Origin of the sequence: Polymorphospora sp. NPDC050346 (assembly GCF_040655695.1) — a bacterium.
GTDB classification, from domain to species: domain Bacteria; phylum Actinomycetota; class Actinomycetes; order Mycobacteriales; family Micromonosporaceae; genus Polymorphospora; species Polymorphospora lycopeni.
The window spans coordinates 54,331-78,587 of the sequence record NZ_JBFAKM010000035.1 but is presented as its reverse complement, the minus strand read 5'-3'; the positions used below and the strand labels follow the sequence as shown (position 1 = coordinate 78,587).

The 24,257-nt window shown below is 72.5% G+C and carries 21 protein-coding genes; 5 read left to right on the top strand and 16 right to left on the bottom strand.

Annotated features, from left to right (window positions below; genetic code table 11):
• Window positions 1-141: 141 nt before the first annotated feature.
• Complete coding sequence (locus AB0I42_RS28725) at window positions 142-966, top strand: IclR family transcriptional regulator (protein ID WP_357542011.1); 825 nt, start codon at window positions 142-144, stop codon at window positions 964-966.
• 5 nt (window positions 967-971) lie between these two features.
• Here AB0I42_RS28725 and AB0I42_RS28720 read toward each other — a convergent pair whose 3' ends face one another.
• The 8 genes from AB0I42_RS28720 to AB0I42_RS28685 all read right to left on the bottom strand — a co-directional run bounded on the left by AB0I42_RS28720 (window position 972) and on the right by AB0I42_RS28685 (window position 10,991).
• The gene (locus tag AB0I42_RS28720; RefSeq protein ID WP_357542009.1) at window positions 972-2,591 is read right to left on the bottom strand and encodes a thiamine pyrophosphate-binding protein; all 1,620 of its coding nucleotides are present in this window, start codon (window positions 2,589-2,591) and stop codon (window positions 972-974) included.
• A complete protein-coding gene (locus AB0I42_RS28715; RefSeq protein WP_357542007.1) occupies window positions 2,588-3,337 on the bottom strand; it encodes an enoyl-CoA hydratase/isomerase family protein in 750 nt (249 codons plus the stop codon). Before AB0I42_RS28715 ends, AB0I42_RS28720 begins: the two co-directional genes overlap by 4 nt.
• A complete protein-coding gene (purB, locus tag AB0I42_RS28710) occupies window positions 3,334-4,692 on the bottom strand; it encodes an adenylosuccinate lyase (RefSeq protein ID WP_357542005.1) in 1,359 nt (452 codons plus the stop codon). The genes AB0I42_RS28715 and purB overlap by 4 nt, the downstream gene beginning before the upstream one ends.
• The gene (locus tag AB0I42_RS28705; RefSeq protein WP_357542003.1) at window positions 4,692-6,251 is read right to left on the bottom strand and encodes a class I adenylate-forming enzyme family protein; all 1,560 of its coding nucleotides are present in this window, start codon (window positions 6,249-6,251) and stop codon (window positions 4,692-4,694) included. The genes purB and AB0I42_RS28705 overlap by 1 nt, the downstream gene beginning before the upstream one ends.
• Before the next feature lie 2 nt (window positions 6,252-6,253).
• Window positions 6,254-8,263: a hydantoinase/oxoprolinase family protein gene (locus AB0I42_RS28700; RefSeq protein ID WP_357542001.1), complete on the bottom strand. Its 2,010-nt coding sequence runs from the start codon at window positions 8,261-8,263 to the stop codon at window positions 6,254-6,256.
• Between the two features lie 72 nt (window positions 8,264-8,335).
• Window positions 8,336-9,166: an ABC transporter permease gene (locus AB0I42_RS28695; protein ID WP_357541999.1), complete on the bottom strand. Its 831-nt coding sequence runs from the start codon at window positions 9,164-9,166 to the stop codon at window positions 8,336-8,338.
• Window positions 9,163-10,032, bottom strand: a complete 870-nt coding sequence (locus tag AB0I42_RS28690) for an ABC transporter ATP-binding protein (protein WP_357541997.1) — start codon at window positions 10,030-10,032, stop codon at window positions 9,163-9,165. The genes AB0I42_RS28695 and AB0I42_RS28690 overlap by 4 nt, the downstream gene beginning before the upstream one ends.
• A complete protein-coding gene (locus AB0I42_RS28685) occupies window positions 10,029-10,991 on the bottom strand; it encodes an ABC transporter substrate-binding protein (protein ID WP_357541995.1) in 963 nt (320 codons plus the stop codon). Before AB0I42_RS28685 ends, AB0I42_RS28690 begins: the two co-directional genes overlap by 4 nt.
• A 312-nt stretch (window positions 10,992-11,303) precedes the next feature.
• Between AB0I42_RS28685 and AB0I42_RS28680 the strand changes: the two genes are divergently transcribed.
• A complete protein-coding gene (locus tag AB0I42_RS28680; RefSeq protein ID WP_357541993.1) occupies window positions 11,304-12,095 on the top strand; it encodes a MaoC/PaaZ C-terminal domain-containing protein in 792 nt (263 codons plus the stop codon).
• Here the strand turns inward: AB0I42_RS28680 and AB0I42_RS28675 are convergent.
• The 3 genes from AB0I42_RS28675 to aceA form a co-directional block, all read right to left on the bottom strand.
• The gene (locus tag AB0I42_RS28675; protein ID WP_357541991.1) at window positions 12,087-13,325 is read right to left on the bottom strand and encodes an FAD-binding protein; all 1,239 of its coding nucleotides are present in this window, start codon (window positions 13,323-13,325) and stop codon (window positions 12,087-12,089) included. The genes AB0I42_RS28680 and AB0I42_RS28675 overlap by 9 nt on opposite strands.
• Window positions 13,326-13,467: 142 nt before the next feature.
• Window positions 13,468-15,057 carry a malate synthase A gene (aceB, locus tag AB0I42_RS28670; protein ID WP_357541989.1) on the bottom strand — a complete coding sequence of 530 codons (1,590 nt, stop codon included), beginning with the start codon at window positions 15,055-15,057 and terminating at the stop codon, window positions 13,468-13,470.
• Window positions 15,054-16,325 (bottom strand): isocitrate lyase, encoded by a 1,272-nt coding sequence (gene aceA / locus AB0I42_RS28665; protein WP_357541987.1) that lies wholly within the window; start codon window positions 16,323-16,325, stop codon window positions 15,054-15,056. The genes aceB and aceA overlap by 4 nt, the downstream gene beginning before the upstream one ends.
• A 180-nt stretch (window positions 16,326-16,505) precedes the next feature.
• Here aceA and AB0I42_RS28660 point away from each other — a divergent pair, with 180 nt between their 5' ends.
• On the top strand, window positions 16,506-17,903 hold the full coding sequence (locus tag AB0I42_RS28660) for a short-chain fatty acyl-CoA regulator family protein (protein ID WP_357541985.1): 1,398 nt from the start codon (window positions 16,506-16,508) through the stop codon (window positions 17,901-17,903).
• A gap of 36 nt (window positions 17,904-17,939) precedes the next feature.
• Here AB0I42_RS28660 and AB0I42_RS28655 read toward each other — a convergent pair whose 3' ends face one another.
• The 3 genes from AB0I42_RS28655 to AB0I42_RS28645 all read right to left on the bottom strand — a co-directional run bounded on the left by AB0I42_RS28655 (window position 17,940) and on the right by AB0I42_RS28645 (window position 20,485).
• On the bottom strand, window positions 17,940-18,599 hold the full coding sequence (locus AB0I42_RS28655) for a response regulator transcription factor (RefSeq protein WP_357541983.1): 660 nt from the start codon (window positions 18,597-18,599) through the stop codon (window positions 17,940-17,942).
• Window positions 18,600-18,660: 61 nt separating this feature from the next.
• Entirely contained in the window at window positions 18,661-19,392 is a 732-nt protein-coding gene (locus tag AB0I42_RS28650) for a hypothetical protein (RefSeq protein WP_357541981.1), read from the bottom strand.
• Between the two features lie 118 nt (window positions 19,393-19,510).
• Complete coding sequence (locus tag AB0I42_RS28645; protein ID WP_357541979.1) at window positions 19,511-20,485, bottom strand: LuxR family transcriptional regulator; 975 nt, start codon at window positions 20,483-20,485, stop codon at window positions 19,511-19,513.
• 181 nt (window positions 20,486-20,666) lie between these two features.
• Here AB0I42_RS28645 and AB0I42_RS28640 point away from each other — a divergent pair, with 181 nt between their 5' ends.
• On the top strand, window positions 20,667-20,957 hold the full coding sequence (locus AB0I42_RS28640) for a hypothetical protein (protein WP_357541977.1): 291 nt from the start codon (window positions 20,667-20,669) through the stop codon (window positions 20,955-20,957).
• A 4-nt stretch (window positions 20,958-20,961) separates the two neighbouring features.
• On the top strand, window positions 20,962-21,669 hold the full coding sequence (locus AB0I42_RS28635) for a hypothetical protein (RefSeq protein ID WP_357541975.1): 708 nt from the start codon (window positions 20,962-20,964) through the stop codon (window positions 21,667-21,669).
• A 45-nt stretch (window positions 21,670-21,714) separates the two neighbouring features.
• Here AB0I42_RS28635 and AB0I42_RS28630 read toward each other — a convergent pair whose 3' ends face one another.
• Entirely contained in the window at window positions 21,715-22,278 is a 564-nt protein-coding gene (locus AB0I42_RS28630; protein WP_357541973.1) for a DUF5825 family protein, read from the bottom strand.
• Window positions 22,279-22,280: 2 nt separating this feature from the next.
• Entirely contained in the window at window positions 22,281-24,110 is a 1,830-nt protein-coding gene (locus tag AB0I42_RS28625) for a RiPP maturation radical SAM C-methyltransferase (RefSeq protein ID WP_357541971.1), read from the bottom strand.
• Window positions 24,111-24,257 lie beyond the last annotated feature (147 nt).

Here is a 24,257-nt window from a genome sequence, read left to right as displayed (position 1 = left end):
GAACGGACCATCCGGGTGGCCCCATCTGAGTGGGACGGTTCTTCAGGTGGACCACTCGGGCTGACCACCTCTTCAGGTGGACCATATTGTGGTCCTAGGGTTATATTATGAAACCTAGCAACCGAGAGTTGAGGAAGCAAGATGCCGTACGCCACTGACGCCACCCCGGACGACGGGCCGGCCCCCCGCGAATCCGGCACGCAGGCGCTGGACCGCGCGCTCAGCGTGCTGCTCGCCTTCCGCGGCAACGACACCGAACGCAAGGTCAGCGACGTCAGCCGCGAACTCGGCCTACACAAGTCGACCGCCAGCCGGCTGTTCCGCGCGCTGGCCGACGCCGGCTTCCTCCAGCGCAACGAGGAGAACGGGAACTACCGCCTCGGGGTCACCGTCTTCGAACTCGGCGCGCGCTACCTCGCCGGCCTCGACCTGCACACCCTCGCCCGCCCGCTGGTGCACCAACTGGCCGGGGAGGAGGGCGAGAGCGTCAACCTGTCGGTCCTGGAGGGCCTCGACGCGATCTCGATCCACGTCGTCCAGGGCACCCGCAACCTGCAGCTCGTCTCCCGGCTCGGCCGGCGCATCCCGCTGTGGTGCAGCGCGGCCGGCAAGGCCCTGCTGATCGACCAGGACGACGCCGCGCTGCGGGCCACGCTGGCCACCGCGCCGTTCACGGCGCTGACCGGCAACACCATCACCGACCTCGACACCTTCGTGTCCCGGATGGCGACCGTCCGGCAGCAGGGCTGGGCGCTCAACGACCAGGAGAGCGAGGAGGGACTGCGGGTCGTGGCGGCGCCGGTCCGCGACCGCCACGGCCGGGTCACCGCCGCGATCAGCGTCTCCGGCCCGATCTTCCGGGTCGACGGCGACCGGATGGCGGAACTCGCCGCCGCCGCGTGCCGGACCGCCGACGAACTGTCCCGCCAGCTCGGCTACGGCTTCGGCGAGGTCTGGGGCGACTGAGCCGGTCAAAACTTCTCCTGCACCACGTCGGGGCGCACCTTCACGTGCAGCACCGCCGGTCCGGTCAGCGGCAGCACCGCGTCGAACGCCGCCCGCGCGCCCGCCTCGTCGGTGACCGTCCACGCCGGCAACCCGAGCGCACGGGCCACGGCGGCGAAATCCCGGTCGGGGAACCGGGCCAGGTCCGGGTCCACCCCGCGCGGGGCGAGCTTGCGCACCTCCGCGCCGTACGCGGCGTCGTCGAGGACCACCAGCAGCACCGGGGCGCCGAGCCGGGCCAGGGTGTCGAGTTCGCCGAGTCCGGTGAGCAGGCTGCCGTCGCCCTCGAAGGCGACCACCGGCCGGTCGGGGCGGCCCACGGCGGCGCCGACCGCGAACGGCAGCCCGACGCCGATGCTGCCGAACTCCCACGGCGCCACGAACGACCGGTCGGTGGCGGCCGAGTCGAGCAGCAGGTTGGGCCAGCCGCCGAAGTGACCGACGCCGACGACGGTGGTCCGCTCCCGTGGCAGCCGTTCGGCGCAGATCCGGATGAACGCCCGCGGGTCGATCCGGTCCACCGTGGACCGGATGTAGAGGTCCGCGAACGGGTCGGCCGTGGCCAGTTCGGCGGCCAGTTCCGGGCTGCGCCAGTGCGGCCGATCCGTCGGCGTCAGCAGCGCCGACACCGCCCGCGCGGTCTCCCCCGCGTCGCCGACCACCCCGGCGGCCACCGGCCACCGGGCGCCGATCGCGGCCGGGTCGACGTCCACGCTGACCACCGTCGCGTCCGCGAAGAGGGCACCGTGGTCGGCGGTCCACCGGTTGAGGCCGGCCCCGAACGTGACCACCAGGTCCGCCCCGGCCAGTACCCGGCGGGTCGGCGGCCGGGACAGGCCGCCGGCCACCCCGAGGTCGTACGGGTGGCCGGTGAACAGGCCGGCGGCCATCAGCGTGGTGGCGAGCAGCGCGCCGCTGCGGTCGGCGAGTTCGGTGATCGCGGCGGCGGCCGGTTCGGCGCCCCGGCCGGCGAGCAGCACCGGGCGGTGGGCCGTACGCAGCCGCTGCGCGAGCGCTTCGACGTCGGCGGAATCCGGCACCAACGGGCACGGCGGGCGGGACAGCACCGGCGGTGCCGCCACCGTATCGGCCGGCACGGACTCTTCCTGCAGGTCGATCGGCACGTTCAGGACGACCGGGCCGGGCAGTTCGCGGGCCGCCCGGAACGCCAGCCCCACGTCGCGTACGGCGGTTCCGGCGCCGGTGACCGGCACGAACCGGCCCGCCGTGGCCAGCGCGTACGGCTGCTGGTCGAAGCTCTGCACGTGCAGCGGGTCGCCGGGCGGGGTGTCGCCGGCGATCAGCACCAGCGGGGTGCGGGCCTGCCGGGCGATGGTCAACGCGGCCCCGGCGACGGCGAGTCCCGGTCCCTGGGTGACGGTGGCGACCGCGCACCGGCCGGTGGTGCGGGCGTACCCGTCGGCCATCATCACCGCGGCGTTCTCGTTGCGGGCCGCCACGAACCGTACGCCGTGCCGGTTCACCAGGTCGGCGACCAGGAACATGTTGGCGTCGCCGAGCAGGCCGAAGACGGTGTCGACGCCGTACGCGACGACGGCGTCGGCGATCGCCTCGAAGACCTTCACCGGGCACCGCGGTCGAGGTAGTCGCCGGGCGGGCGCAGCGCGACGCTCAGCGCGCCGAGGTAGGAGTCGTTGGCGACCGCGTCGAACCGGGGGCCGGCGAGCCGGGCGGCCCGCTTGGTCATCGAGCGGCCGACGGCCGAGGTGGCGAGCAGCCGGTCGGTGATGCCGGTGACGGCGTCGGGTAGCCCGTCGGCGTCGACCACCCGGGTGACCAGGCGCAGGGCGAGCATGTCGGCCGGTTCGACCCGCTCGCCGAGCAGCAGCCAGCGCTTGGCCAGGTCGGCGCCGACCAGGTCGGCGAGGATCGCCATGCCGCTCCAGGTCAGCGGGATGCCGAAGGTCACCTCGGGGAAGGTGAAGAACGTGCTGTCGGCGGCCACCCGCAGGTCGCTGGCGAGCCCGAGTACGGCCCCGGAGCCGATCGCCGGCCCGTTGAAGGCGGCGACCGTGGTCTGCTCCAGCCGGTACCAGCGTTCGACGAGTTCGGCGGTGCGCCGCTGGACGTACATGGTGGTCTCGGCGTCGAGGCCGGCCAGCTCGCGCAGGTCGGTGCCGGCGCAGAACGCCGTACCCGCGCCGGTGAGCACCACGACCTCGATGTCGCGGTCCCGGCCGAGTTCGTGGAGCACGTCCTCGAAGCGGGCGAGCATCGCCAGGTCGAAGCTGTTGCGTCTGGCCGGCCGGTTCAGCGTCACCCGGGCCAGCCGGCCGGAGCGGTGCAGCAGCACGGACTGTTCAGCGGTCACGGCGACTCCGAGTTCAGTAGGGCGCGGTCGACCAGCGCGGCGGCGTGGCCGACGTACGACAGCGGGTCGAGCAGCCCGGCGAGTTCGGTGCCGGGCAGGGCGGCGGCCACCTGCGGGTCGGCGCGCAGCACGTCGGCGAACGGCCGGTTCTGCTCCAGGCTGTCGCGGACGATCCGCATCACCAGGTGGTGGGCCTGCTCGCGGCCGAGCGGGCCGGCGAGGCGGAGCATGACCGCCTCGGAGAGCACCAGCCCGCCGGTGATGTCCAAATTGGACCGCATCCGGTCCGGGTTGACGCCGAGGTCGCCGAAGACCTCGACGAGCCGTTCCAGGGCGCCGCCGATGAGGATGAAGCACTCCGGCAGCAGCTTCCACAGCGTCATGCCGACGCCCATGTCGCGGTCGTCCTGGGCGACCATGGTCTGCAACGCCAGCGGCACCTGGGCGCGCAGCGTGCCGGCGGCGGCGATGACCGCCTCGCACCGGATCGGGTTGCGCTTGTGCGGCATGGTGCTGCTGCCGACCTGGGTGGCCCGCTGCGGCTCGTACGCCTCGCCGACCTCGGTACGGCCGAGGAAGTAGATCTCCCGGGCCAGCTTCTCGGCGCTGGCGGCGACCAGCCCGAGCACCATCAGGCACTCGGCGAACCGGTCCGAGGTGGCGTGCCACGGGGTGTCGGCGACGCCGAGGTCCAGTTCGGCGGCGACGGCGCGTTCGAGCGCGAACGCCTGCGGGCCGTAGCCGGCCATCGTGCCGGCGGCCCCGCCCATGCTGGTCACCAGCAGCCGTTCGCGCATCTGGGCCAGCCGGGACCGGTGCCTTTGCAGCTCGCTCTGCCACACCGCGCAGCGCAGCCCGAACGTGGTCGGCAGCGCCTGCTGGCCGTGGGTACGGGCCGGCATCGGGGTGGTGCGGTGCCGCAGCGCGAGCCGGCGCAGGATGCGTACGAGTTCGTCGACCTGGCGTGTGACGATGTCCAGGCCGGCCCGGGCGCGCAGCACGAAGCCGGTGTCCATGACGTCCTGGGTGGTCGCGCCGAGGTGGACGTAGCGGCCGGCGTCGCCGGGGCAGGCGGCGGTCAGTGCCCGGACCAGCGGCACCAGCGGGTGCACGGTGTCGGCGGCGTCGGCGGCCAGCACGGCGGTGTCGAGCCGGTCGAGCCGGGCCGCGTCGGTGATGGCCTGGGCGGCGGCCGTCGGGATGATGCCGAGGCTCGCCTGGGCGCGGGCCAGGGCCGCCTCGACGTCGAGCCAGGACTGCATGAGCTGGCGGTCGTTGAAGACGCCGCGCATCTCGGCGTTGCCGAAGAAGCTGGTGACGGTCAACGAGTCCAGGAAACAGGAGCCGAGCTGCATCAGCGGTCCTCCTCAGCGGTGAGCAGGCCGAGCGCGGCACGGCGGTCGACCTTGCCGGACGGCAGCAGCGGCAGGCCGGGCACCGTACGGATCAGCGTCGGCACCTTGTGCCGGGCCAGCCGGGCGGCGGCGACCCCGGCGAGCCGGTCGGGGTCCGGTTCGGTGCCGGTCGCGGCGACGACGAGGGCGCCGACCTCCTCGCCCCAGCGCTGGGACGGCACGCCGAGCACGCAGACCTGGGCGACGGCCGGGTCGTCGAGCAGTGCCGCCTCCACCTCGGCCGGGCTGACGTTCTCGCCACCCCGGATGATCAGTTCCTTGACCCGGCCGGTGAGGGTGAAGATCCGGTCGGCGTCGAGCGCGCCGAGGTCGCCGGTGCGCAGCCAGCCGTCGGCGGTGATCGCCGCCCGGGTGGCTTCCGGGTCGTCGACGTAGCCGGCGGTCACCGACTCGCCGCGGACGAGCAGTTCGCCGGGCTCGCCGGCGGGCAGTTCGGTCCGGGTGCCGGGGGCGACCACGACGGCGGACAGGGCCGGCACGATCCGGCCGACGGTGCCGCCGGGCCGGCCGCAGCTTCCGTCGCCGGGGTCGACGCTGATCGTCGGGCCGGCCTCGGTCTGGCCGTAGATCACCGCGATCCGGTCCAGGCCGAGGACCCGGCGGGTGCGGGTGATCAGCGCCGGGGCGCACGGGGCGCCGCCGAGGAAGCCGACCCGCAGTGCCGACAGGTCGAACCGGTCCGGGTCGGCCTCGACCTTGTCGGCGAGCATCGTCGCCATCGTCGGTACGGCCTGCAGCACGGTGCACCGGTGCCGGGCGATCTGTTCCAGCACCGGTTCGGACCGGAACCGGCGGGCCGACACCCACAGCGCCCCGGTGACCAGGGCCAGTACGGCACCGCTGCCGAGGCCGGCGGCGTGGGCCAGCGGCAGCGGCGAGGCGATCCGGTCGTCGGCGCCGAGCCGGGCGGCGGCGGCCGTCCACTCCGCGTTGGTGATCAGGTTGCGGGCGCTGAGCGAGACCATCTTCGCCGGGCCGGTGGAGCCCGAGGTGAACTGGATGTTCAGCGCGGTGTCCGGGTGCCCGGCCGGGGCCGGGGCCGGGTCGGTCCAGCCGGGCAGTCCGGCCAGGTCGTCGCCGTACGCGTGCCAGCCGTCCGGGCGGGCGTCGGCCGGCAGCCCGGCGACGGCCTGCGCGGCGGTGGCCCGGCCGTCGCGGTCGCGGACCCGCTCGGCGACGAAGAGCCGGCGCGGGCGGCTACGGGCCAGGGCCGCGGTCATTTCCGGGGTGGTCAGGCCGGGGTGCAGGGTCACCAGGGCGGCGCCCCGCCACGCCGCGGCGGCGAGCAGGACCAGCCAGCCGAGGCCGTTCTCGGCCCAAACCGCGATCCGGTCGCCGCGGCCGACGCCGAGGGCGGCGAGCGCCGCCGCGCCCCGGCCGGCCAGGTCGGCGAACTCACCGGCCGACACCGGCCGGTCTCCGTCGAACACGTACAGCGGCCGGTCCGGGTGCCGGGCGGCACGGTCCAGGACGGTGGCGTCGAGGGCGGGTGGGGTCACGGTCACTCCCGGACGAGCAGCAGGTTCCCGTGGTCGTCGACGGTGGCGGTCCAGCCGGCGCCGACGACGGTGGTGCTGCCGTTCTCCCGTACGACGGCCGGGCCGGGCACGGCGCGGCCGGGGGCCAGTTCGGTACGCCGCCAGACGGTGGCGTCGACCCAGCCGGCCGCGCCGTAGATCCGGGTCCGGCCGGGCTCCGGCGCACCGCCGGCCGGGGCGGTGAACCGTACGGCGGGTCGGGGGCCGAAGGCGGTCAGCCGACAGTTGACGATCTCGGCCGGGTGCCCGGAGCGGGCGTACGCGTACCGCTCGGCGTAGGCGGCGTGGAACGCGGCCACCAGGTCCTCGGCGGTCGCCGGCAGGTCGGCGACGGGTACGGCGAGGTCGAAGCTCTGGCCCCGGAACCGCATCCCGACCGACAGGCCGAACGTGACCTGGTCGGGTTCGACGCCGTCCTCGGCCTTGAGCTGGGCGCGGGCCACGTCGCGCAGTTCGGCGACGACGGCGCGTACGGCGGACAGCCCGGTCTCGTCGGCCGGCACCAGCACGGTGCGGACGTAGTCGTGCCGGGCCTGGGCGGTGACGAAGCCGAGCGCGGAGAAGTTGCCGGGGACCGGGGGCACCAGCACCCGCCGGATGCCGAGTTCGTCGGCGAGGGCGGTGGCGTGCATCGGGCCGGCGCCGCCGAACGGCATCAGCACGAAGTCGCGGGGGTCGTGGCCGCAGGCGACCGAGATCTCCTTGATCGCGCTGGTCATCTTGATCGTGGCGATCTTGAGGATGCCGTGGGCGAGTTCCAGGTCGTCCAGGCCGAACTCGGTGGCGAGCCGGCCGACGGCGGCGCGGGCGGCGTCGACGTCGAGGCGTACCTCGCCGCCGAGGCTTTCCTGCGGGTCGAGGTGGCCGACGACGACGTGCGCGTCGGTGGTGGTCGGCTCGGTGCCGCCGCGGCCGTACGCGGCCGGGCCGGGGGTCGAGCCGGCGCTGCGCGGCCCGATCCGCAGTTCGCCGCCGAGGTCACGCCAGGCGATCGAGCCGCCGCCGGCGCCGATCGTGTTGATCTCGACCTGGAAGGTGCGGTTCGGGTAACCGGCGATCTTCCCGTCGTTGGTCATCAACGGGGCGCCGTTCTTGATCAGGCAGACGTCGGTGCTGGTGCCGCCGATGTCGCAGGTGATCACGTTCGGGTAGCCGGCCAGTCCGGCGACGTGCACGCTGGCGGCGACCCCGCCGGCCGGACCGGACAGCGCCAGGTTGATCGGCAACCGGCCGGCCTCGTCGGTGGAGACGACCCCGCCGCTGCTCGTCATGATCGACAGCGGGTGGGCGTAGCCGCCCTCGGCGAGCGCCGTGCCGAGTCCGCGCAGGTAGTCGGCGACCGTGGAGCGGACGCTCGCGTTGAGCACGGTGGTCGCGAACCGCTCGTACTCGCCCTGCTCCGGCACCACGTCCGAGGAGATCGTGCAGACCAGGCCCGGGTAGCGCTCGGCGAGCCGGGACGCGGCCGCCCGCTCGTGCGCCGGATTGCGGTAGGAGTGCAGCAGGCACACCGCGACGGCTTTCGGGCCGGCGGCGGCCACCCGGTCCAGTACGGCGTCCAGGTCGTCGGTGTCCAGCGGCCGCACCACGCTGCCGTCGGCGCCGATCCGCTCCCGCAGCACGTGCCGCAGCCGGCGCGGGGCCAGCGGCGGGCGGGCCGACTCCTTGACGCTGTAGAGCTGCGGCCGGTGCCCCAGACCCATCTCCAGCACGTCGCGGAAGCCCTCGGTGGCGACCACGCTGACCGGCTCGCCGGAACCCTCCAGCAGCGCGTTGGTGACCCGGGTGGTGCCGTGGACGAAGCGGTCGACCTCGTCGAGGCGTACGCCGAGCTTGGCCAGCCCCTCGAAGATGGCCGCGGCCGGGTCGTCCGGCGTGGACAGGGTCTTGGCCTCGGCGAGCCGGGCGGTGGCCGGCTCGTACACGATGACGTCGGTGAAGGTGCCACCGATGTCGACGCCGATGCACAGCATGGCGAGCCTTTCGATAGTGGTGGGCGCGGTCCGGCGACGGGCCGGCTGGAAGGTGACGCCGTCGCCGGCCGGCTAGAAGTTGACGCCGTAGCGGCGCAGGGTCTTGCTGGTGACGACCCGCAGGATCCAGTCGAAGAGGTAGCCGAGCAGGCCGAGGGCGATGATGCCGACGAAGACCCACTCGGTCTTGGCGTAGTTGCGGGCGGTCCAGATCAGCGACCCGAGGCCGCTCTGCGCCGCCACGATCTCGGCCGAGACGATCGTCAGGAACGAGTTGCCCATGGCCAGCCGGGCGCCGGTGACAACGTGCGGCACGGTCGACGGCAACACCACCGAGATCAGGGTGCGGGCCGGGTTCGCGCCGAGCGCGCGGGCCGCCCGCAGCCGCAGGTCGTCGACGGACAGGACCCCGGCCAGGGTGTTGAGCGCGACGATGAAGACGGTCGTGTAGAAGATCAGTGCGACCTTCGACGCCTCGCCCGGGCCGAGCCAGATGATCGCCAGCGTGACGAAGGCGATCGGCGGCACGAACCGGAAGAACTGGATGTACGGGTCGAGCATCAGCCGCAGCCACGGCACGCAGCCCATCAGCAGCCCGACCGGTACGCCGATCACGACGCCGAGCGCCCAGCCGGTCAGGATGCGGGTCGACGAGGCGCTGACCGAACTCCACAGCGTGCCGTCTTGGACCAGGTCGACCGCGCCCTGCCAGGTGAGCAGCGGCGAGGGCAGGAAGAAGGCGGTGTAGTTGCGGCTGACCAGGTCCCAGATGGCGATGCCGAGCAGCACCGACAGGACCGACAGCCCGACCCGGGTCAGCCGGGGGCGGCTCTTGCTCCGACGGGCCGGACCGGGGGCGGCCGGGCGGACCTTCTCCGGGGCGGTGCGTACGTCCAGGGTCATCGCAGTGCCTTCCTGTGCCCGCCGACGGGCCGGCCGCCGTTCGCCCCGGCGTGCCCGTCGGCCTCCCGGCCGTCGTGCCCGTCGTCGAGGCCCTGGGCGCGCAGCGTCCGGGCCACCTCGGCGCCGATGTCCTCACGCAGCTGGCGGAAGAGCGCGGCGCTCGCCGGGTCGGTCAGGTCGCGGGGCCGGGGCAGGTCGCACGGGTAGACGTTCTTGATCGCCGCCGACGGGCCGGCGGTCATCGTGACGATGCGGTCGCCGAGCAGGATCGCCTCGCCGATGTCGTGCGTGACGAACACGATCGTGGCCCCGGTCTCGCGCCAGATCCGGTCGAGTTCGACCTGCATCACCAGCCGGGTCTGCGCGTCGAGCGCGCCGAACGGCTCGTCCATCAGCACCACCGACGGCTCGTTGGCCAGCACCCGGGCGAGCTGTGCCCGCTGGCGCATGCCGCCGGAGAGCTGTCCGGGGAACCGGTCGGCGCTGTGGCTGAGCCCGACCATGGCCAGGTAGCGGTCGGTGGCGGTGGCCCGCTGGGCCTTGCCGACGCCGCGCATCCGCGGCCCGAACTCGACGTTCTGCCGTACGGTCAGCCAGGGGAACAGGGCCTCGGCACTCTGGAACACCACGCCGCGCGACACGTCGGGCCCGGTGACCCGCGCCTCCGCGCAGGTCACCTCCCCGGCGACCGGCTTGACGAAGCCGGCGATCGCGTTGAGCAGCGTCGACTTGCCGCAGCCACTCGGGCCCAGCAGGCAGACGAACTCCCCGGCGGCGATGTCCAGGTTCGCCTGGTGGACCGCCACGAAGTCGCCGAACCTGATGTCGACGTCGCGTACGGACACCGGGGAGCCGGAGCCGGTCACGCCACTCCCCTGATCATGACGGTCGCCGGGTCGGCCTTCTGGTTGACGATGCCGCTGTCCTGCTGGAACTGGGCGATCTCGGTGTAGCGCTGGATGTCGTCGTCGGTGAAGTCGCGGACCTGGCACTGCACGCCCTCCAGGAGGGTCTGTGCCTCGGCCGCCGGCACCTTGATCGCGGTCTCGGTCACCGTGCCGGCCTTGGCCGGGTCGGCGGTGAGCTGCTCGCAGGCCTGGCCGATGGTGTCGACGACCTTCTTGGCCGTCTCCTTGTTGGCCTCGTACCAGGCGCCGTCGACGCCGATCACCAGGTTGTAGACGTAGCCGATCTCGCCGCTGGTCAGCAGCACCTGGCCGCCGTTGGCGACGCCACGCGACGGCCACGGCTCCCACATGATGTAGCCGTCGACGTCGCCGCGCTGCAGCAGCGCCGGCATCTCGGCGGGCGAGGCGTTGACGAACTCGACGGAGTCCCGGCTGATGCCCCGGCTGTCGAGCACCTTGTTGGTGGCGTACTCGTTCACGGTGCCCGGCACGACGCCGTACTTCTTGATGCCGGCGACGTCGGTGATGCCCGAGCGGGCGACGAGCTTGATGAAGCTCGGCGACTGGGAGAAGACCGCGAGGCCCTTGATGTCGCCCCGGGTGGCCCGGTTGAGCAGGCTGGACTCGGTGCTGGCGGTGATCTGGCCCTGCTTGGCCAGGATCGCGTCGAGCCCGCCGGTGCCCTCCTGGTACTGGGTCACGGTCACGTCGAGGCCGGCCTGGTCGAAGAGGTTCTCCTGGTCGGCCAGGTAGATCGGCGAGTACGCCGGGTCGACGCCGACGCCGAAGTTGACGGCGGCGGTGGTGGTGCCGCCGTCGCCGCCGGACTCCCCGGGCGACTGGTTCTCGGAACACGCCGCGACGGCGACGGTCATCAGCAGGGCTGCGGCCGCGGCCCGCAAAGCTCGCATTCTCATGGCTACCCCAGACTTGCGCGGCTCATATTGTGGTCTTGGTTGCTTAATATGGGACGCTACTGCGATGCAGGTAACAGGTCAAGACCACAACGGCTCGACCTCCAGACACAGAGAGTAGGCAGACTTCAGCGAACCTCCCCATCCCGCCGGCGGTACGTCGAGGAGGTAACAACCATGAAGTACCTGAACAAGCCGCTTGGCGCGGGAGATCCTGATTCGGATCCCACTTCCGTGTCAGACGAGACGGTTACCGAACGTGTTCAGAAGCCGGCCAGCGGTCGCTTCTTTTCACGAGACCGTTACGCACGGACGGTGACCGAGCGCGGCTGGACCGCCGCCGACACGATCCTCTACGCCCTCGGCGTCGGCGCCGGGCAGGCCGACCCGGCCGACGAGCTCCGGTTCACCACCGAGAACTCCACCGGCCACCGGCACGCCGTGCTGCCGACCTTCGCCACCCTGCTCGCCGCCGACCCGCCGTACCTCGGCGAACCGGCCGCCGTCCGGCACGCCGGGGAGACCCTGACCCTGCACCGGCCGATCCCGCCGGTAGGCCGGGTCCGCACCACCGCCACCGTCACCGACGTGTACGACCAGGGCAGCGGCCTCCTGCTGCACCACCGGTCGGAGATCCACGACCGCGACGGCAACCCGCTGGCCACCGTCGAGCGGGCCATGTTCGTCATCGGCGCCGGCGGATTCGGCGGCCGGCGCGCACCGGTCACCGACTGGCGGCGGCCGACCGACCACCCCGACCACACCGTCAGCCACCCGGTCCGCCCCGACCAGGCACTGCTCTACCGGCTCAGCGGCGACCGCAACCCGCTGCACTCCGATCCCGCGGTGGCCGCCCGCGCCGGCCTGCCCCGGCCCGTCCTACATGGACTGTGCACGTACGGCTTCGCCGGCCGGACCCTGCTGCACACCGTCGCCGGCGGCGACCCCGACCGGGTACGGCGGATCAGCGCCCGGTTCAGCGCGCCGTTCTTCCCCGGCGACACCCTGACCGTGCTGGTGTGGCGGCGCCCGGCCGGCGCCCTCTTCCAGGCGGTCGACGGCCGGGGCCGGCCGGTCCTCGACCGGGGCGTGCTGGACCTACGCTGACCCGAGCACCCGGTCGACGAAGGCGTTGCCGAACTTGCCGGTCGGGTCGACCCGGTCGCGCAGCCGCGCGAAGTCGTCGAGCCGGGGATACACCGACCGCAGCTCCGCACCGGTCGCGACGAAGCACTTGCCCCAGTGCGGGCGGGCGCCGAGCGGCAGCAGCGCCTCCTCGATCGCCGGCAGCACCCTGTACACGGCGGGGGTGTCGCGTATCCAGGTGAAGTGCAGGGCGACGACGTCGGTGCCGTACGCGCCGCTCAGCCAGAGCCGGTCGGCGGCCACCGTACGGATCTCGCCGACCTGGAGCACCGGCGCGAGCCGGGGGCCGAGCCGGCGCAGTTCGGTGATCGCCGCCGCGGCGTGCCGTCTCGGCACCAGGTATTCGCTCTGGAGTTCCTCGCCCCGGCTGGGGGTGAACGCCATCCGGAAGTGCGGCAGCCGCTCGTGCCACGGGCCGGGTACGCCGTGCTGCCCGGTGACGGCCGCGACGTCGGCGCCGGCCAGCATGTGCCGGGTGCCGTCGGCCCGGGGTGCGCCGAGGAAGTCCGCCGGTGGTTCGCCGGCGCGGCTCTTCCGCCACACCTGGTCGACGCGGTCGCCGACCCAGTCGGTGAAGAGGCTGACGCTGTACGCCCCGGCGGTGACCGCGTCGAGGTCGGTGAACACGGTGTCCCAGGGCAGTCCGGTGTAGACGGTCTGCCGTACGTCGTACGCCGGCTCGATGTCGAGGGTCAGCGTGACGACGATGCCGAGCGCGCCGAGGGCGACGACGCTGCCGTCGAAGTCCGGGTCGGTCCGGGTGAGCCGGCGGACGGCGCCGTCCGGTCCGACGATCTCGACGGCGGCGACCGCCGTGGCGAGGGATCCGTTGCGGTCGCCGGAGCCGTGGGTGCCGGTGGCGACCGCCCCGGCGACCGAGATGTGCGGCAGGGAGGCGAGGTTGGCCAGCGCCCAGCCCTTGGCGTGCAGCGCTTCGGCGACCTCGCCGTAGCGGGCGCCACCGCCGACGGTGACCTGGCGGCGGTCCGGGTCGATGTCGACGCCGGCCGGCAGCGCGGCCAGCGACAGGAGCAGGCCGGCGGTGTCGCCGATGTCGGTGAACGAGTGCCGGGAGCCGAGCGCCCGCACCCGGTCCGCGCGGGCCACGACGTCGCGCAGTTCGTCCACGGATGCCGGCGCGTGCACCCCGGCCGCCCGGTAGGTGTGGTTACCGGCCCAGTTCGTCTCCATGGGTAAGAGGCTAGGGCCGGGCGGGCCGGCCGCGCTGGCCCCGTCTCCCGGCGTCGCGGGTCCGGCTGCCTGTCCGGGTCCGGCCGCCTGTCGCGGCCCACAGCGAACTCGCCGAATTCGCTGTGGGCTCCGACAGTGACACCTACGTCGACTCGACCAGGTGCCGGGCGTAGGCGTCGGTGGTGAAGAACGCCGGCAGGTCCTCGGCGAGGGCGTTCTGGTCGAAGACCGTCGCCGCGGCGAGGGCGCGGTCACGGTCGGCGCCGCTGCGTCCCTGCGCCAGCTTCGCCGACTCCTCGGCGACCAGCGACCGGACCAGGTCGGCGGTGACGACGCCGCCGTCGGCCAGCGGCGTGCCGTGGGCCTGCCACTGCCACACCTGGCAGCGGGCGATCTCGGCGGTGGCGGCGTCCTCCATCAGGTCGAAGATGGCGACCGCGCCGGTGCCGGCGATCCACGCGTCGAAGTAGCGCAGGGCGACGGCGATGTTGGACCGTACCCCGGCCAGCGAGACCTGGCCCGGCGTCTTGTCGACGGCGAGCAGGTCGGCGGCGGTGACGAAGACGTCGTCGCGGAGCCGGTCGAGCTGGTTCGGCCGGTCGGCGAGTACGGCGTCGAAGACCTCGCGGCAGACCGGGACCAGCCCCGGGTGGGCGACCCACGAGCCGTCGAACCCGTCGCCGGCCTCGCGTTCCTTGTCGGCCCGGACCTTGCCGAGGGCGACCTCGTTGACCGCCGGGTCCCGGCTGGGGATGAAGGCGGCCATGCCGCCGATGGCGTGCGCGCCGCGCTTGTGGCAGGTCCGCACCAGCAGTTCGGTGTACGCCCGCATGAACGGCACGGTCATCGTCACGTCGACGCGGTCCGGCAGGACGTAGTCCGGCCACTGCCCGAAGTTCTTGATGACGCTGAAGATGTAGTCCCACCGGCCGGCGTTCAGGCCGGCGGAGTGTTCCCGCAGCTCGTACAGGATCTCTTCCATCTCGAACGCGGCCGTGATGGTCTCGATCAGGGTGGTGGCCCGGATCGTGCCCTGCGGGATGCCGAGGTAGCGCTGGGCGAAGACGAAGACGTCGTTCCACAGCCGCGCCTCGCGGTGCGTCTCCAGCTTGGGCAGGTAGAAGTAGGGTCCGCGACCGGCGTCGAGCTGCCGCCGCGCGCAGTGGAAGAGGTAGAGCCCGAAGTCGACCAGGCTGGCCGAGACGGGGCGGCCGTCGATGACGATGTGCTTCTCGACCAGGTGCCAGCCGCGCGGCCGGACGACGATGGTGGCCGGGTCGTCGGACAGGGCGTACCGCTTGCCCTGCGGGCTGGTGAAGTCGATCCGCCGGTCGAGGGCGTCGATCAGGTTGAGCTGGCCGTTGACGACGTTGTGCCAGGTCGGGGCGGTGGCGTCCTCGAAGTCGGCGAGCCACACCCTGGCCCCGGAGTTCAGGGCGTTGACGGTCATCTTCCGGTCGATCGGGCCGGTGATCTCCACCCGGCGGTCGACGAGTCCGGGTGCCGGCGGCGCCACCCGCCAGGTCGGGTCGGCGCGGACGGCGGCGGTCTCGGGCAGGAAGTCGGGCAGCTGGCCGGAGGCGTACCGGGCGCGGCGGGCGCGGCGGGTGTCCAGCAGCGCCACCCGGCGGGCGGCGAACTCCCGGTCGAGGGCGACCAGGAACTCCAGTGCGTGCGGGGTGAGGACTTCCTCGAACCGGTCCCCCATCGGGCCGGTGACCTGGAGTGTCATGCGAACTGCTCCTCTTCGGTCGAACCGCGCAGCGCGGTCGTCTCGGCGGCGGGGTTGAGCACGGTGCTGATCAGGTCGAAGTAGCCGGTGCCGACCTCACGCTGGTGCTTGACCGCGGTGTAGCCGGCGGCCTCGGCGGCGAACTCCTTCTCCTGGAGTGAGACGTACGCCGGCATCCCGTCGGCGGCGTAGCCGCGGGCCAGATCGAACATGGAGTAGTTCAGCGCGTGGAAGCCGGCCAGGGTGATGAACTGGAACTTGTAGCCCATGTGCCCGAGTTCGCGCTGGAACTTGGCGATGGTGGCGTCGTCGAGGTGCTTGCGCCAGTTGAACGACGGCGAGCAGTTGTAGGCCAGCAGCTGGTCCGGGTAGCGCTCCTTGATCGCCTCGGCGAACTGCCGGGCCACCTCCAGGTCCGGCTTGCTGGTCTCCATCCAGAGCAGGTCGGCGTGCGGGGCGTAGGCGAGGCCGCGGGCGATGCACGGCTCGACGCCGTTGCGTACCCGGTAGAAGCCCTCGGCGGTCCGCTCGCCGGTGGTGAAGGGCCGGTCGCGCTCGTCGACGTCGGTGGTGATCAGGGTGGCGGCCTGCGCGTCGGTCCGGGCGACGATCACCGACGGTACGCCGGCGACGTCGGCGGCGAGCCGGGCGGCGTTGAGGGTCCGCACGTGCTGGCCGGTCGGGATCAGCACCTTGCCGCCGAGGTGGCCGCACTTCTTCTCGGAGGCGAGTTGGTCCTCCCAGTGCACGCCGGCCGCGCCGGCCGCGATCATCGCGGTCATCAGCTCGTACGCGTTGAGGACACCGCCGAAACCGGCCTCGGCGTCGGCGACGATCGGGGCGAGCCAGTCGTGGTCGGTCGGGGTGCCCTCGGCGGTGGTGATCTGGGCGGCACGCAGCAGCGCGTTGTTGATCCGGCGGACCACGGCGGGCACCGAGTTGGCCGGGTAGAGGCTCTGGTCGGGGTAGGTGTGGCCGGACAGGTTGGCGTCGGCGGCGACCTGCCAGCCGGACAGGTAGATGGCCTTGAGGCCGGCGCGGACCATCTGCACGGCCTGGTTGCCGGTGAGCGCGCCGAGGGCGTGGATGTAGTCCTCCTCGTGCAGGAGCTGCCACAGCCGCTGCGCGCCGCGCCGGGCGAGGGTGTGTTCCTCCTGGATCGCCCCGCGTAGCCGTACGACGTCCTCGGCGCGGTAGGTGCGCTCGACGCCCTGCCACCGGGCCTGGGTGGCCCACTCGTTCCGCAACTGCTCTGCCGCTGTGCTCATGGGGCTCTCCTTCGGTCATCCGGGAACGGCGTGTCCCCACCATGGCACCGGGCGGATCACCGGGTCGAGATACGTAATCGGCCAATTATTGAAAACTGGAAAGCGCTTTTTGCCAACTTGCGAAAGCGTCCTTTAGCAGAGGTGTTAACGTGTCGGAATCCCGGCCGGAGAGGAGTCGCGATGACCAAGACGTTCGCCGGCGCCCGGCTGCGCCGGCTGCGCGAGGACCGGGGCATCAGCCAGATCGAACTGGCCCGGCAGCTCGCCATCTCGCCGAGCTACCTCAACCAGATCGAGCACGACACCCGGCCGCTGACCGTGGCCGTGCTGATGCGGATCACCGAGGTGTTCGGCATCGACACCGCGTTCTTCGCCCCGCACGACGCGCCCCGGCTGGTGGCGAACCTGCGGGAGGCGCTCGGCGCCCGGGCCAGCGTGCCCGACCTGACCGAGCTGGCCAGCCGGCTGCCCGAGGTCGCCGAGGCGGTGATCGACCTGCACCGCCGCTACCAGCAGGTCAACGAGCAGCTCACCGAGCTGGTCGGCGACCGCGACACCGTCGGTGGGCGCAGCCCGCACGACCAGGTCATCGACTTCTTCTACCGGCGGCAGAACTACGTGCCGGAGCTGGACGAGGCGGCCGAGGCGCTGGCCGGGAGCATCGGCGTACGGCGCGGCGAGGCCCGGTCGGCGCTGCGGGACCGGCTGGCCGACCGGCACGGCATCCGGATCGCCCGGCAGGACACCGACGCGCTCGCCGGCGACCTGCACCGCTACCGGCCGCAGACCCGCACCCTGCACCTGTCGACGTCGCTGCGGGCCGGGCAGGAGGCGATCCGGATGGGTGCCCAGATCGCGCTTCTCGAATACACCGACATCATTGACGAGATCATCGAACAGGAGCGGTTCGACGATGTGCAGACGCAGATTCTCATGCGGGTGGGATTGGCCAACTACTTCGCGGCCGCGGTGATCCTGCCGTACCAGAGGTTCCTGTCCGCGGCCGAGACGATGCGCTACGACATCGACCTGTTGACCAACCATTTCGCGATGGGCTGGGAAAGCGTCTGTCACCGGCTGAGCACGTTGCAGCGGCCGAAGGCGCGCGGCGTGCCGTTCTCGTTCGTGCGGGTCGACCGGGCCGGCAACATGTCCAAGCGGCAGTCGGCGACCGGGTTCCCGTTCTCCCGCTCGGGCGGCACCTGTCCACTATGGAACGTGTACGAGGCGTTCAGCGCGCCGGGCCGGGTGATGACCCAGGTCGCGGCGATGCCGGACGGGCAGCGCTACCTGTGGATCGCCCGCACCGTGATCCGGCACCACGGCGGCTACGGCCAGCCCGGCAAGGTCTTCGCCATCGGGCTCGGCTGCGAGACCCGGCACGCCGGCCGGCTGGTCTACTCCGCCGGCATGGACCTGCACGCCACCGACGCCGCGACCCCGATCGGCCCCGGCTGCAAGACCTGCGAGCGGATGACCTGCCCGCAGCGGGCCGCCGCCCCCATCAGCCGCCGCCTCGACCTCGACGAGAACCGCAGCACCTTCATCCCGTATCCGCTGAAGGACCGCACCGGCTGACCGGGGCTCCGGCCGGACGCCGGGGCCGGCGCCGCGTCAGCCCCGGGCGTCGTGGACGAGGATGGCGACCTGCACCCGGTTGGCGCACTCCATCTTGGTCAGCAGCCGGGAGACGTACGCCTTGACGGTGGCGACGCTCATGAACAGCTCGACGCTGATCTCGGCGTTGGACAGGCCCTGGCCGACCGCCTCGGCCACCTCGCGCTCGCGTCCGGTGAGGCGGCCCAGCATGCTCCGGGCCCGCGCCACCCGGTCGGTGCGGTCGGCGCGGTCCTCGTCGCGCACCACGTGTTCGATCAACTTGCCGACCACCGACGGGGACAGCATCGACTCGCCCGCGGCGACCCGGCGTACCGCGTCGATGATCTCCAGCGGCGGGGTGTCCTTGAGCAGGAAGCCGCTGGCCCCGGCCCGCAGTGCCCGCAGGATGTGGGCGTCGGTGTCGAACGTGGTGAGGACGATTACCGCCGGTCCGCCGGCGACCGCACGCAGGGCCTCGGTGGCGGCCAGGCCGTCCATACCGGGCATCCGGATGTCCATGAGTACGACGTCCGGCCGCAGCCGGGCGACGGCGGCCAGGGCCTCGGCGCCGTCGGCCGCCTCCCCCACCACCTCGATGTCCCGGCCGGCGCCGAGCACCGTGGCCAGCCCGAGGCGGACCATGGAGTCGTCGTCGACGAGGAGGACGCGGACCATACCGGTCACGGTAGCGACGCCGCCGGTTCGCGGCTGTCCGGTGGCGGCGGAGAGCACCGGGTCACGACCGTACGAGGGGGCGCCAGTACTGCTGGGTGCCCTCGTCCCGGACGGCGTAGTCGAGCTTGAGGATCGCGCCGCGCAGGTCGCGTACCTCCTTGTGGGCCTTTTTCTTCAGGGCCGAGGCGCGGATCGCGAGCAGGTCGTGGACGGCGGGCGGCAGGTCGGCGGTGTGGACGTGCCAGGGGCGGTAGAGGTCGGTGAACGGGTCGGTGTCCCGCCACGGGTATCCGTGGCCGCGGAAGGCGTCGGCGATGACCGTCGGGGCGGCCTCGTGGGTCTCGTACAGCAGTTGGCGGGACTCGTGGTCGAGGACGACCACCTTGGTGCCGTCGACGAAGACGGCGGCCACGTCGGCACGGGGGATGGTCCACTTCTCCTCGCCCCGCTCGATCCGCAGCTCGGTGTCGCCGACCGTCAGTTTCAGCGACTCGGTCATCGTCGTGAGGGCGATCCCGGCCACCACCGCGAGCCAGATGGCCATGTTGACGGCGATCTCCCAGGGTCGGTCGATGCCGGCGAAGAGCCGGAAGACGAAGCCCATCGGCAGCCCGACCTCCCAGCTCAGCGCCCAGCGGGCGAGCGGGGGAAGGCCGAACCCGAGCACCAGTACGAGGGCGGGCAGCCCGGCAAAGAGGACGATCTTGTTGAGGAGTGGGACGCCGAGGTAGGTCTGGTTGTCGCCGGCACCGTGGCGGGCCGCGGGTTGCTTGCCGGACTTGGGGGCGTCCATCGGTTCCCCTCCGTGTGACGGTGGCGGGCCGGGTCCGGCTCGCCCTGCCGACCACGCTAGGTGTCGGGGACGGCCGGCGACCAGTCGCCGAAAGTCGATGATCCGGGCGGTCCGGTGCTCACAGCCAATGCTGGCGTACGGCGTTCGCGCCGGCCTGGAAGCGGCTGGCGGCACCGAGCCGGTCGGTCAGGTCGGACATCATCCGCTGGATCGTCCGGACGGACAGGCCGAGCCGGCGGGCGGCCGACTCGTCGGTGTGGCCGTCGCCGAGCAGCCGGAGCAGTTCCCGCTCGGGCGGTTCGAGACCGTTGTCGTCGACGGGCGCGGCGCTGCCGAACGGGGTGGCGGACGACCACACCTGGTCGAAGAGGGCGCAGACGGCGGTGGTCACCCCGGGGCTGTGGATCTCGACCGCGCCCTTGCGCGGGTCGGCCGGGTCGATCGGGAGCAGGGCCAGCCGACGATCGACGACTGTCAGTTGAAAATGGATTAGTGGGACGGTCCGGGCCTCTCCCCCCATTTCACTGAACCAACGCGCGTACGCCAGCGTTTCCGGGTCGTTGCGGAAGCTGTCCTGATAGACGGCCCGGACCGTGATTCCGTGTTCGAGTGCGCGGCGGTGGAATGGTCGGCTGACCGCGATGGCGTCGAGCTTGCGCGGGCCGCCCGGAATGAACGACAGGCACTCGGAGCCGGCCAGGGCGGCCAGGTGTTCCAGCCGGTCCCGCACCGCGTCGAGGGTGGGCAGACGGACCAGCCGGTCGCGCTGCCGGTTGTCGCTGTGCGCCTCGGCGAGCGCCTCCACGGCGGCCTGGGTGGCCTCGATCTCGTACTGCTGCCGGGCGATGCTGGCCCTGGCGCGGGCCAGCAGCGGGGCGAGGCCAACCTCGGGGTTCGTCGGCCGCAGCCGGCCCGGGATGTCGCCCGACTCCCGCACCAGGGCGAGTTCGATCAGCTCGTCGAGCGCGTCGTGCACCTGGCGTGTCGACACCTCGACCGACCGCGCGAGTTCGGCCACTCCCCAGGTCGGCTCCGCCAGCATCGCGCGGTAGACGGCCTCCGCCGTCGTCGACAGACCAAGGGATCTGAACAACTCGGCCTCCTCGCCCTGCCGAACACCGTCTCAGACGATCTTCGGGTTGGCAAGGGTGCCGACGGCCGCCGTGGCGTGATCGCGCCAGGCGTTTTCACGCCTATTTCCGCTCGTTGACCGCATTCGAAGACAAAGAAAAGAATGAATCCGCAAGGATGTCCACGACCCCTGGACGGAAAACATGCAGCTATCGGCCGTATCCCTCGCCCCGGTCGGCGAGGACCGCACTCCGCTGACGCCGGAGACGCTGCGCGACCTGGTCCTCGGACTGCGCGCCGAGACCGACCGGGTCGAGCACGTCAAGGTCATCGAGCGGGCGGGGATGATGTGGATCGCCGCGTTCGTCGCGGTGGCCGACGACGAGCGGGCCCAGCACTGCCTGCACGAGCTGTGCGCCCGGCTGACCGGTGTCATCAACGGCTGGGACATCGTCGGGGCGCCCGAGTGGCACACTCCCGCGGTCGACGGGTGATCACGTGACCGGAGACGACACCGCGTCGACGCGGCTGGCCGCCGGACCCGACCGGACGTTGCCGCACCGGGCCACGTACCAGGAGCGGCGCGGCCCGGCCGCCGAGATCAATCTCGCCCTGGTCGCCGCCGAGCTGGCCGAACTGACCCGCGACGAACTGCTGGTGCTGGTGCCGGCGCCGCACCGGCTGCCGCTGCCGGCGCACCTCTTCGAGAGCCTGCGGGCCCGTGGGGTCACCGTCCGGCTGCTGCACGCCGCCGTACCGGAACCGCCGGCCGGGCCGCTCGCCGCCCTGGCCCGCAGCGGGATCGCCCTGCCGGCGTCGTCGCAGATTCCCTACTTCCTCGTGATCCGGGACCGGGCCGTGCTCTACCTGCCCTACCAGGATTCCGGGCATCCGAAGGCGGACCGGCTGACCAGGATGCGCAACGTCGTGCTGGCCGGCTCGCTGGCGGCCGCGTACGGCGCCGCCTGGGAGGCCGCGGCGCGGCGGGCGGAGGCGGCCCGGGTCGCCGCCGGGATCGACGGCGTCGAGGGCGGGCGGGACCTGGTCCGGGTGCTCGGCGACGGGCTCACCGACCAGCAGGCGGCGGCGCGGCTGCACATGAGCAAGCGGACGTTCGCCCGGCGGGTGGCGGTGCTGATGCAGCGCCTCGACGCCGCCACCCGCTTTCAGGCCGGGGTGCAGGCGGCCCGGCGCGGCTGGGTCTGAAAGCCGCCCGCCGGGCCGGCACTCGACCGGAACCGCGCCCGCCCGTCACACCGCGAGGTAGGGCACCGGCCAGTGCCGCATCCGGTACGGCAGCACCAGCGCCCGGCCGCCCGCCTCGACGGCGAGCCCCGCCTCGACCGCGTCAGCGACGAGTTCGTCGTCGCCCGGCCCGGGGACGCCGTCGGGTGACTCGGCGAGCCGCTCGAACCGGTCGGCGCCCTCCTCGATCACCATCCGGGCGCCGGGCTGACCGGGCCGGACGTCCTTGACGGTGACGATGCCGGGGCCGCGGCGGTAGTAGTACGTGCCGTACCGGTAGTCGCGGGCCCACTCGACGGCGTGGTTCATGCCGTCGAGGTCGACACCGTCGGACGGCGCGACGAAGTGGGTGTACGTCTCCAGCGGGAACGCCGGCCGGCCGCTGATCGTCCAGCGCAGCCGTACGGCGTGGCTGGTCAGGGTGCGCAGCAGCCGCAGGTGTTCGAGATCCTGCACCGGGTCCTGCCCGAACCGCAGCGGCTCGGGCAGGTCGACCACCTGGAGGCTGTGGGCCGCCGGGTCGGCGCGCAGCGCGGCGATGTCGACCGCGGGTCGGGTCGTCGTGGTCATCGTCAGCCCACCTTCAGCGGCTCGATGGTGGTCGCCAGCGCGATCCAGTGGTCCTGTTCGGTGAAGACGAGCCCGTGCTCGGACAGTTCCCGCAGCCAGGCGTCGACCTTCTCGGCCGGCAGCCCGTGGTCGGCGAGCCGGGCCGCGAGGGCCTTCGCCGTACGGCCGTTGGCCAGTTCCCGGTAGCCGGCGACGAACGGCGCCCCGACGATGTGGTGGTCGCGTTCGGGCCAGCCGACCCGCCGGTCGGCGATCACGATCTCCTCGTCGTCGTCGCGAACCACCCGCAGCGCACTGGACGGGTATCCGTCGTTCCACAGGTTGATCAGCTTGGCGAGCGGTTCGGCGTCGGCGTCGGACAGTCCGGCCGGCTCGGTGTCGAAGAGATAGACCATGTCGGTCAGCTGGTCGGCCGGCAGCGCGTAGACGTGGTCGTAGAGCCGGGCCGGCCGGCGCTCGGGGAAGCCGAGCAGCGGGTTCTCGAAGTAGGGGCTGAACCGTTCGAGCAGGATGCGGGCCAGGCCGGCCGGTGGCTGGAGGTGGATCAGGGCCGGTACCTGGCGCAGGATCGCCTGGTAGTCGGCGCCGCGCTCGCTCGGGAAGCCGTAGAGCCAGTTCCAGGTCACGGTCAGCGCCGCGGATTCGCAGTCGCGCAGCGTACGGACGTTGCGGACGCCGGTGACGCCCTTGTCCATCAGCTTGAGTACGGGGCTGATCAGCGACTCGATGCCGGGCTGGACGTGGGTGACGCCGGCCTGCCGCAGCGCCTCGATCTCGTCGGGGCGCAGGTTGGACTTCACCTCGTAGTGGATGCGCAGGTCCCAGTCGAGGTCGGCGACGCGGGGCAGCACGTCGCGGAAGTAGCGGTTGTCGATGATGTTGTCGACCATGATCACGTCGAGGGTCTGGTGCCGGCTGACCAGTGTGGTCAGTTCGGCGATCACGGCATCCGGCGACTTGGCCCGGAACTGCATGCCGGTGCCGTTGAGGCCGCAGAACGTGCAGTGGTGCTTCTCCCCCCACCAGCAGCCGCGGGCGCTCTCCAGGACCAGCTTCGGTTCGACGTACTCGTTGACCGGTGAGTCGGCCATCAGCTCGAACCAGTCGTCGAAGTCCGGCACCGGGATGAGTCCGGGCGGGACGAGGCCGCCCTGCGGGTTGTCGTGCCGCTGGTCGCCGTCGCGCCAGGACAGTCCGGGTACGTCGGCGTACGGGATCTTCCCGTCGACGGCGTCGAGCAGGGCCGGGTAGGCGATCTCGCCCTCGCCCCGGATGACGTGGTCGATGAACGGGAAGTTGCGGTGCATGGCGGTGCCCATGGCGCCGTCGCAGTTGCCGCCGCCGAAGACGATGATCAGGTCGGGTGCCAGTTCGCGCAGCCGGCGGGCGGTGGCCAGGCTCGGCGCGTTCTGCATGAAGGTGGTGCTGAAGCCGACCATGGTCGGGTTCGTGGCGAGGATGTCGCGGGCGGCGGCGTCGACGAACGCGGCGGCGTGCGGGCGCATCCGGGTGACCACGTCGATGTCGACGTCGAGGTCGGCGGCGTACCGCCGCAGCTCGGCGACGCCGAACTCGTCGTCGTCGTGCAGCACCCCGGCGAAGACCCAGTCGCCCAGTCCGTGGAAGAGGCCGGATTCGGCGACGTCGGTGTATTCCGCCGGCCCGATCCCGCCGTCTGTGGCGGCGAGCAGGAACTCGGCCCACCGGGTGCCGCCGTGGTAGGTCGCCGGCTCCGGCCGTCCGGTGGCGACGGTGATGGCCTTGAGCAGGCCGAGGGGCAGCGAGGGGCAGTCCAGCGACTGCCACGGCATGGCCGCGAGGCAGATGGCCACGGGGTCACCTCCGCAGACTGGTGGGGCCGGGGGTACGCCCGGGCGGGGCGGTGGCACCGCCCGGGCGTCTGGATCACTTGGCCGACCGCTTGAGGTCGACCTGGTACTTGCACGTGCCGTGGGTGACCTTCTTCAGGCCCACCTTCT

Excerpts from the sequence above, each read along its gene's own strand:
- AB0I42_RS28725 (WP_357542011.1), top strand. The coding sequence starts at position 142 with ATGCCGTACGCCACTGACGCCACCCCGGACGACGGGCCGGCCCCCCGC.
- purB (WP_357542005.1), bottom strand. The coding sequence starts at position 4,692 with ATGCAGCTCGGCTCCTGTTTCCTGGACTCGTTGACCGTCACCAGCTTC.
- AB0I42_RS28700 (WP_357542001.1), bottom strand. The coding sequence starts at position 8,263 with ATGCTGTGCATCGGCGTCGACATCGGTGGCACCTTCACCGACGTCATC.
- AB0I42_RS28695 (WP_357541999.1), bottom strand. The coding sequence starts at position 9,166 with ATGACCCTGGACGTACGCACCGCCCCGGAGAAGGTCCGCCCGGCCGCC.
- AB0I42_RS28685 (WP_357541995.1), bottom strand. The coding sequence starts at position 10,991 with ATGAGAATGCGAGCTTTGCGGGCCGCGGCCGCAGCCCTGCTGATGACC.
- AB0I42_RS28675 (WP_357541991.1), bottom strand. The coding sequence starts at position 13,325 with ATGGAGACGAACTGGGCCGGTAACCACACCTACCGGGCGGCCGGGGTG.
- aceB (WP_357541989.1), bottom strand. The coding sequence starts at position 15,057 with ATGACACTCCAGGTCACCGGCCCGATGGGGGACCGGTTCGAGGAAGTC.
- aceA (WP_357541987.1), bottom strand. The coding sequence starts at position 16,325 with ATGAGCACAGCGGCAGAGCAGTTGCGGAACGAGTGGGCCACCCAGGCC.
- AB0I42_RS28660 (WP_357541985.1), top strand. The coding sequence starts at position 16,506 with ATGACCAAGACGTTCGCCGGCGCCCGGCTGCGCCGGCTGCGCGAGGAC.
- AB0I42_RS28655 (WP_357541983.1), bottom strand. The coding sequence starts at position 18,599 with ATGGTCCGCGTCCTCCTCGTCGACGACGACTCCATGGTCCGCCTCGGG.
- AB0I42_RS28650 (WP_357541981.1), bottom strand. The coding sequence starts at position 19,392 with ATGGACGCCCCCAAGTCCGGCAAGCAACCCGCGGCCCGCCACGGTGCC.
- AB0I42_RS28640 (WP_357541977.1), top strand. The coding sequence starts at position 20,667 with ATGCAGCTATCGGCCGTATCCCTCGCCCCGGTCGGCGAGGACCGCACT.
- AB0I42_RS28630 (WP_357541973.1), bottom strand. The coding sequence starts at position 22,278 with ATGACCACGACGACCCGACCCGCGGTCGACATCGCCGCGCTGCGCGCC.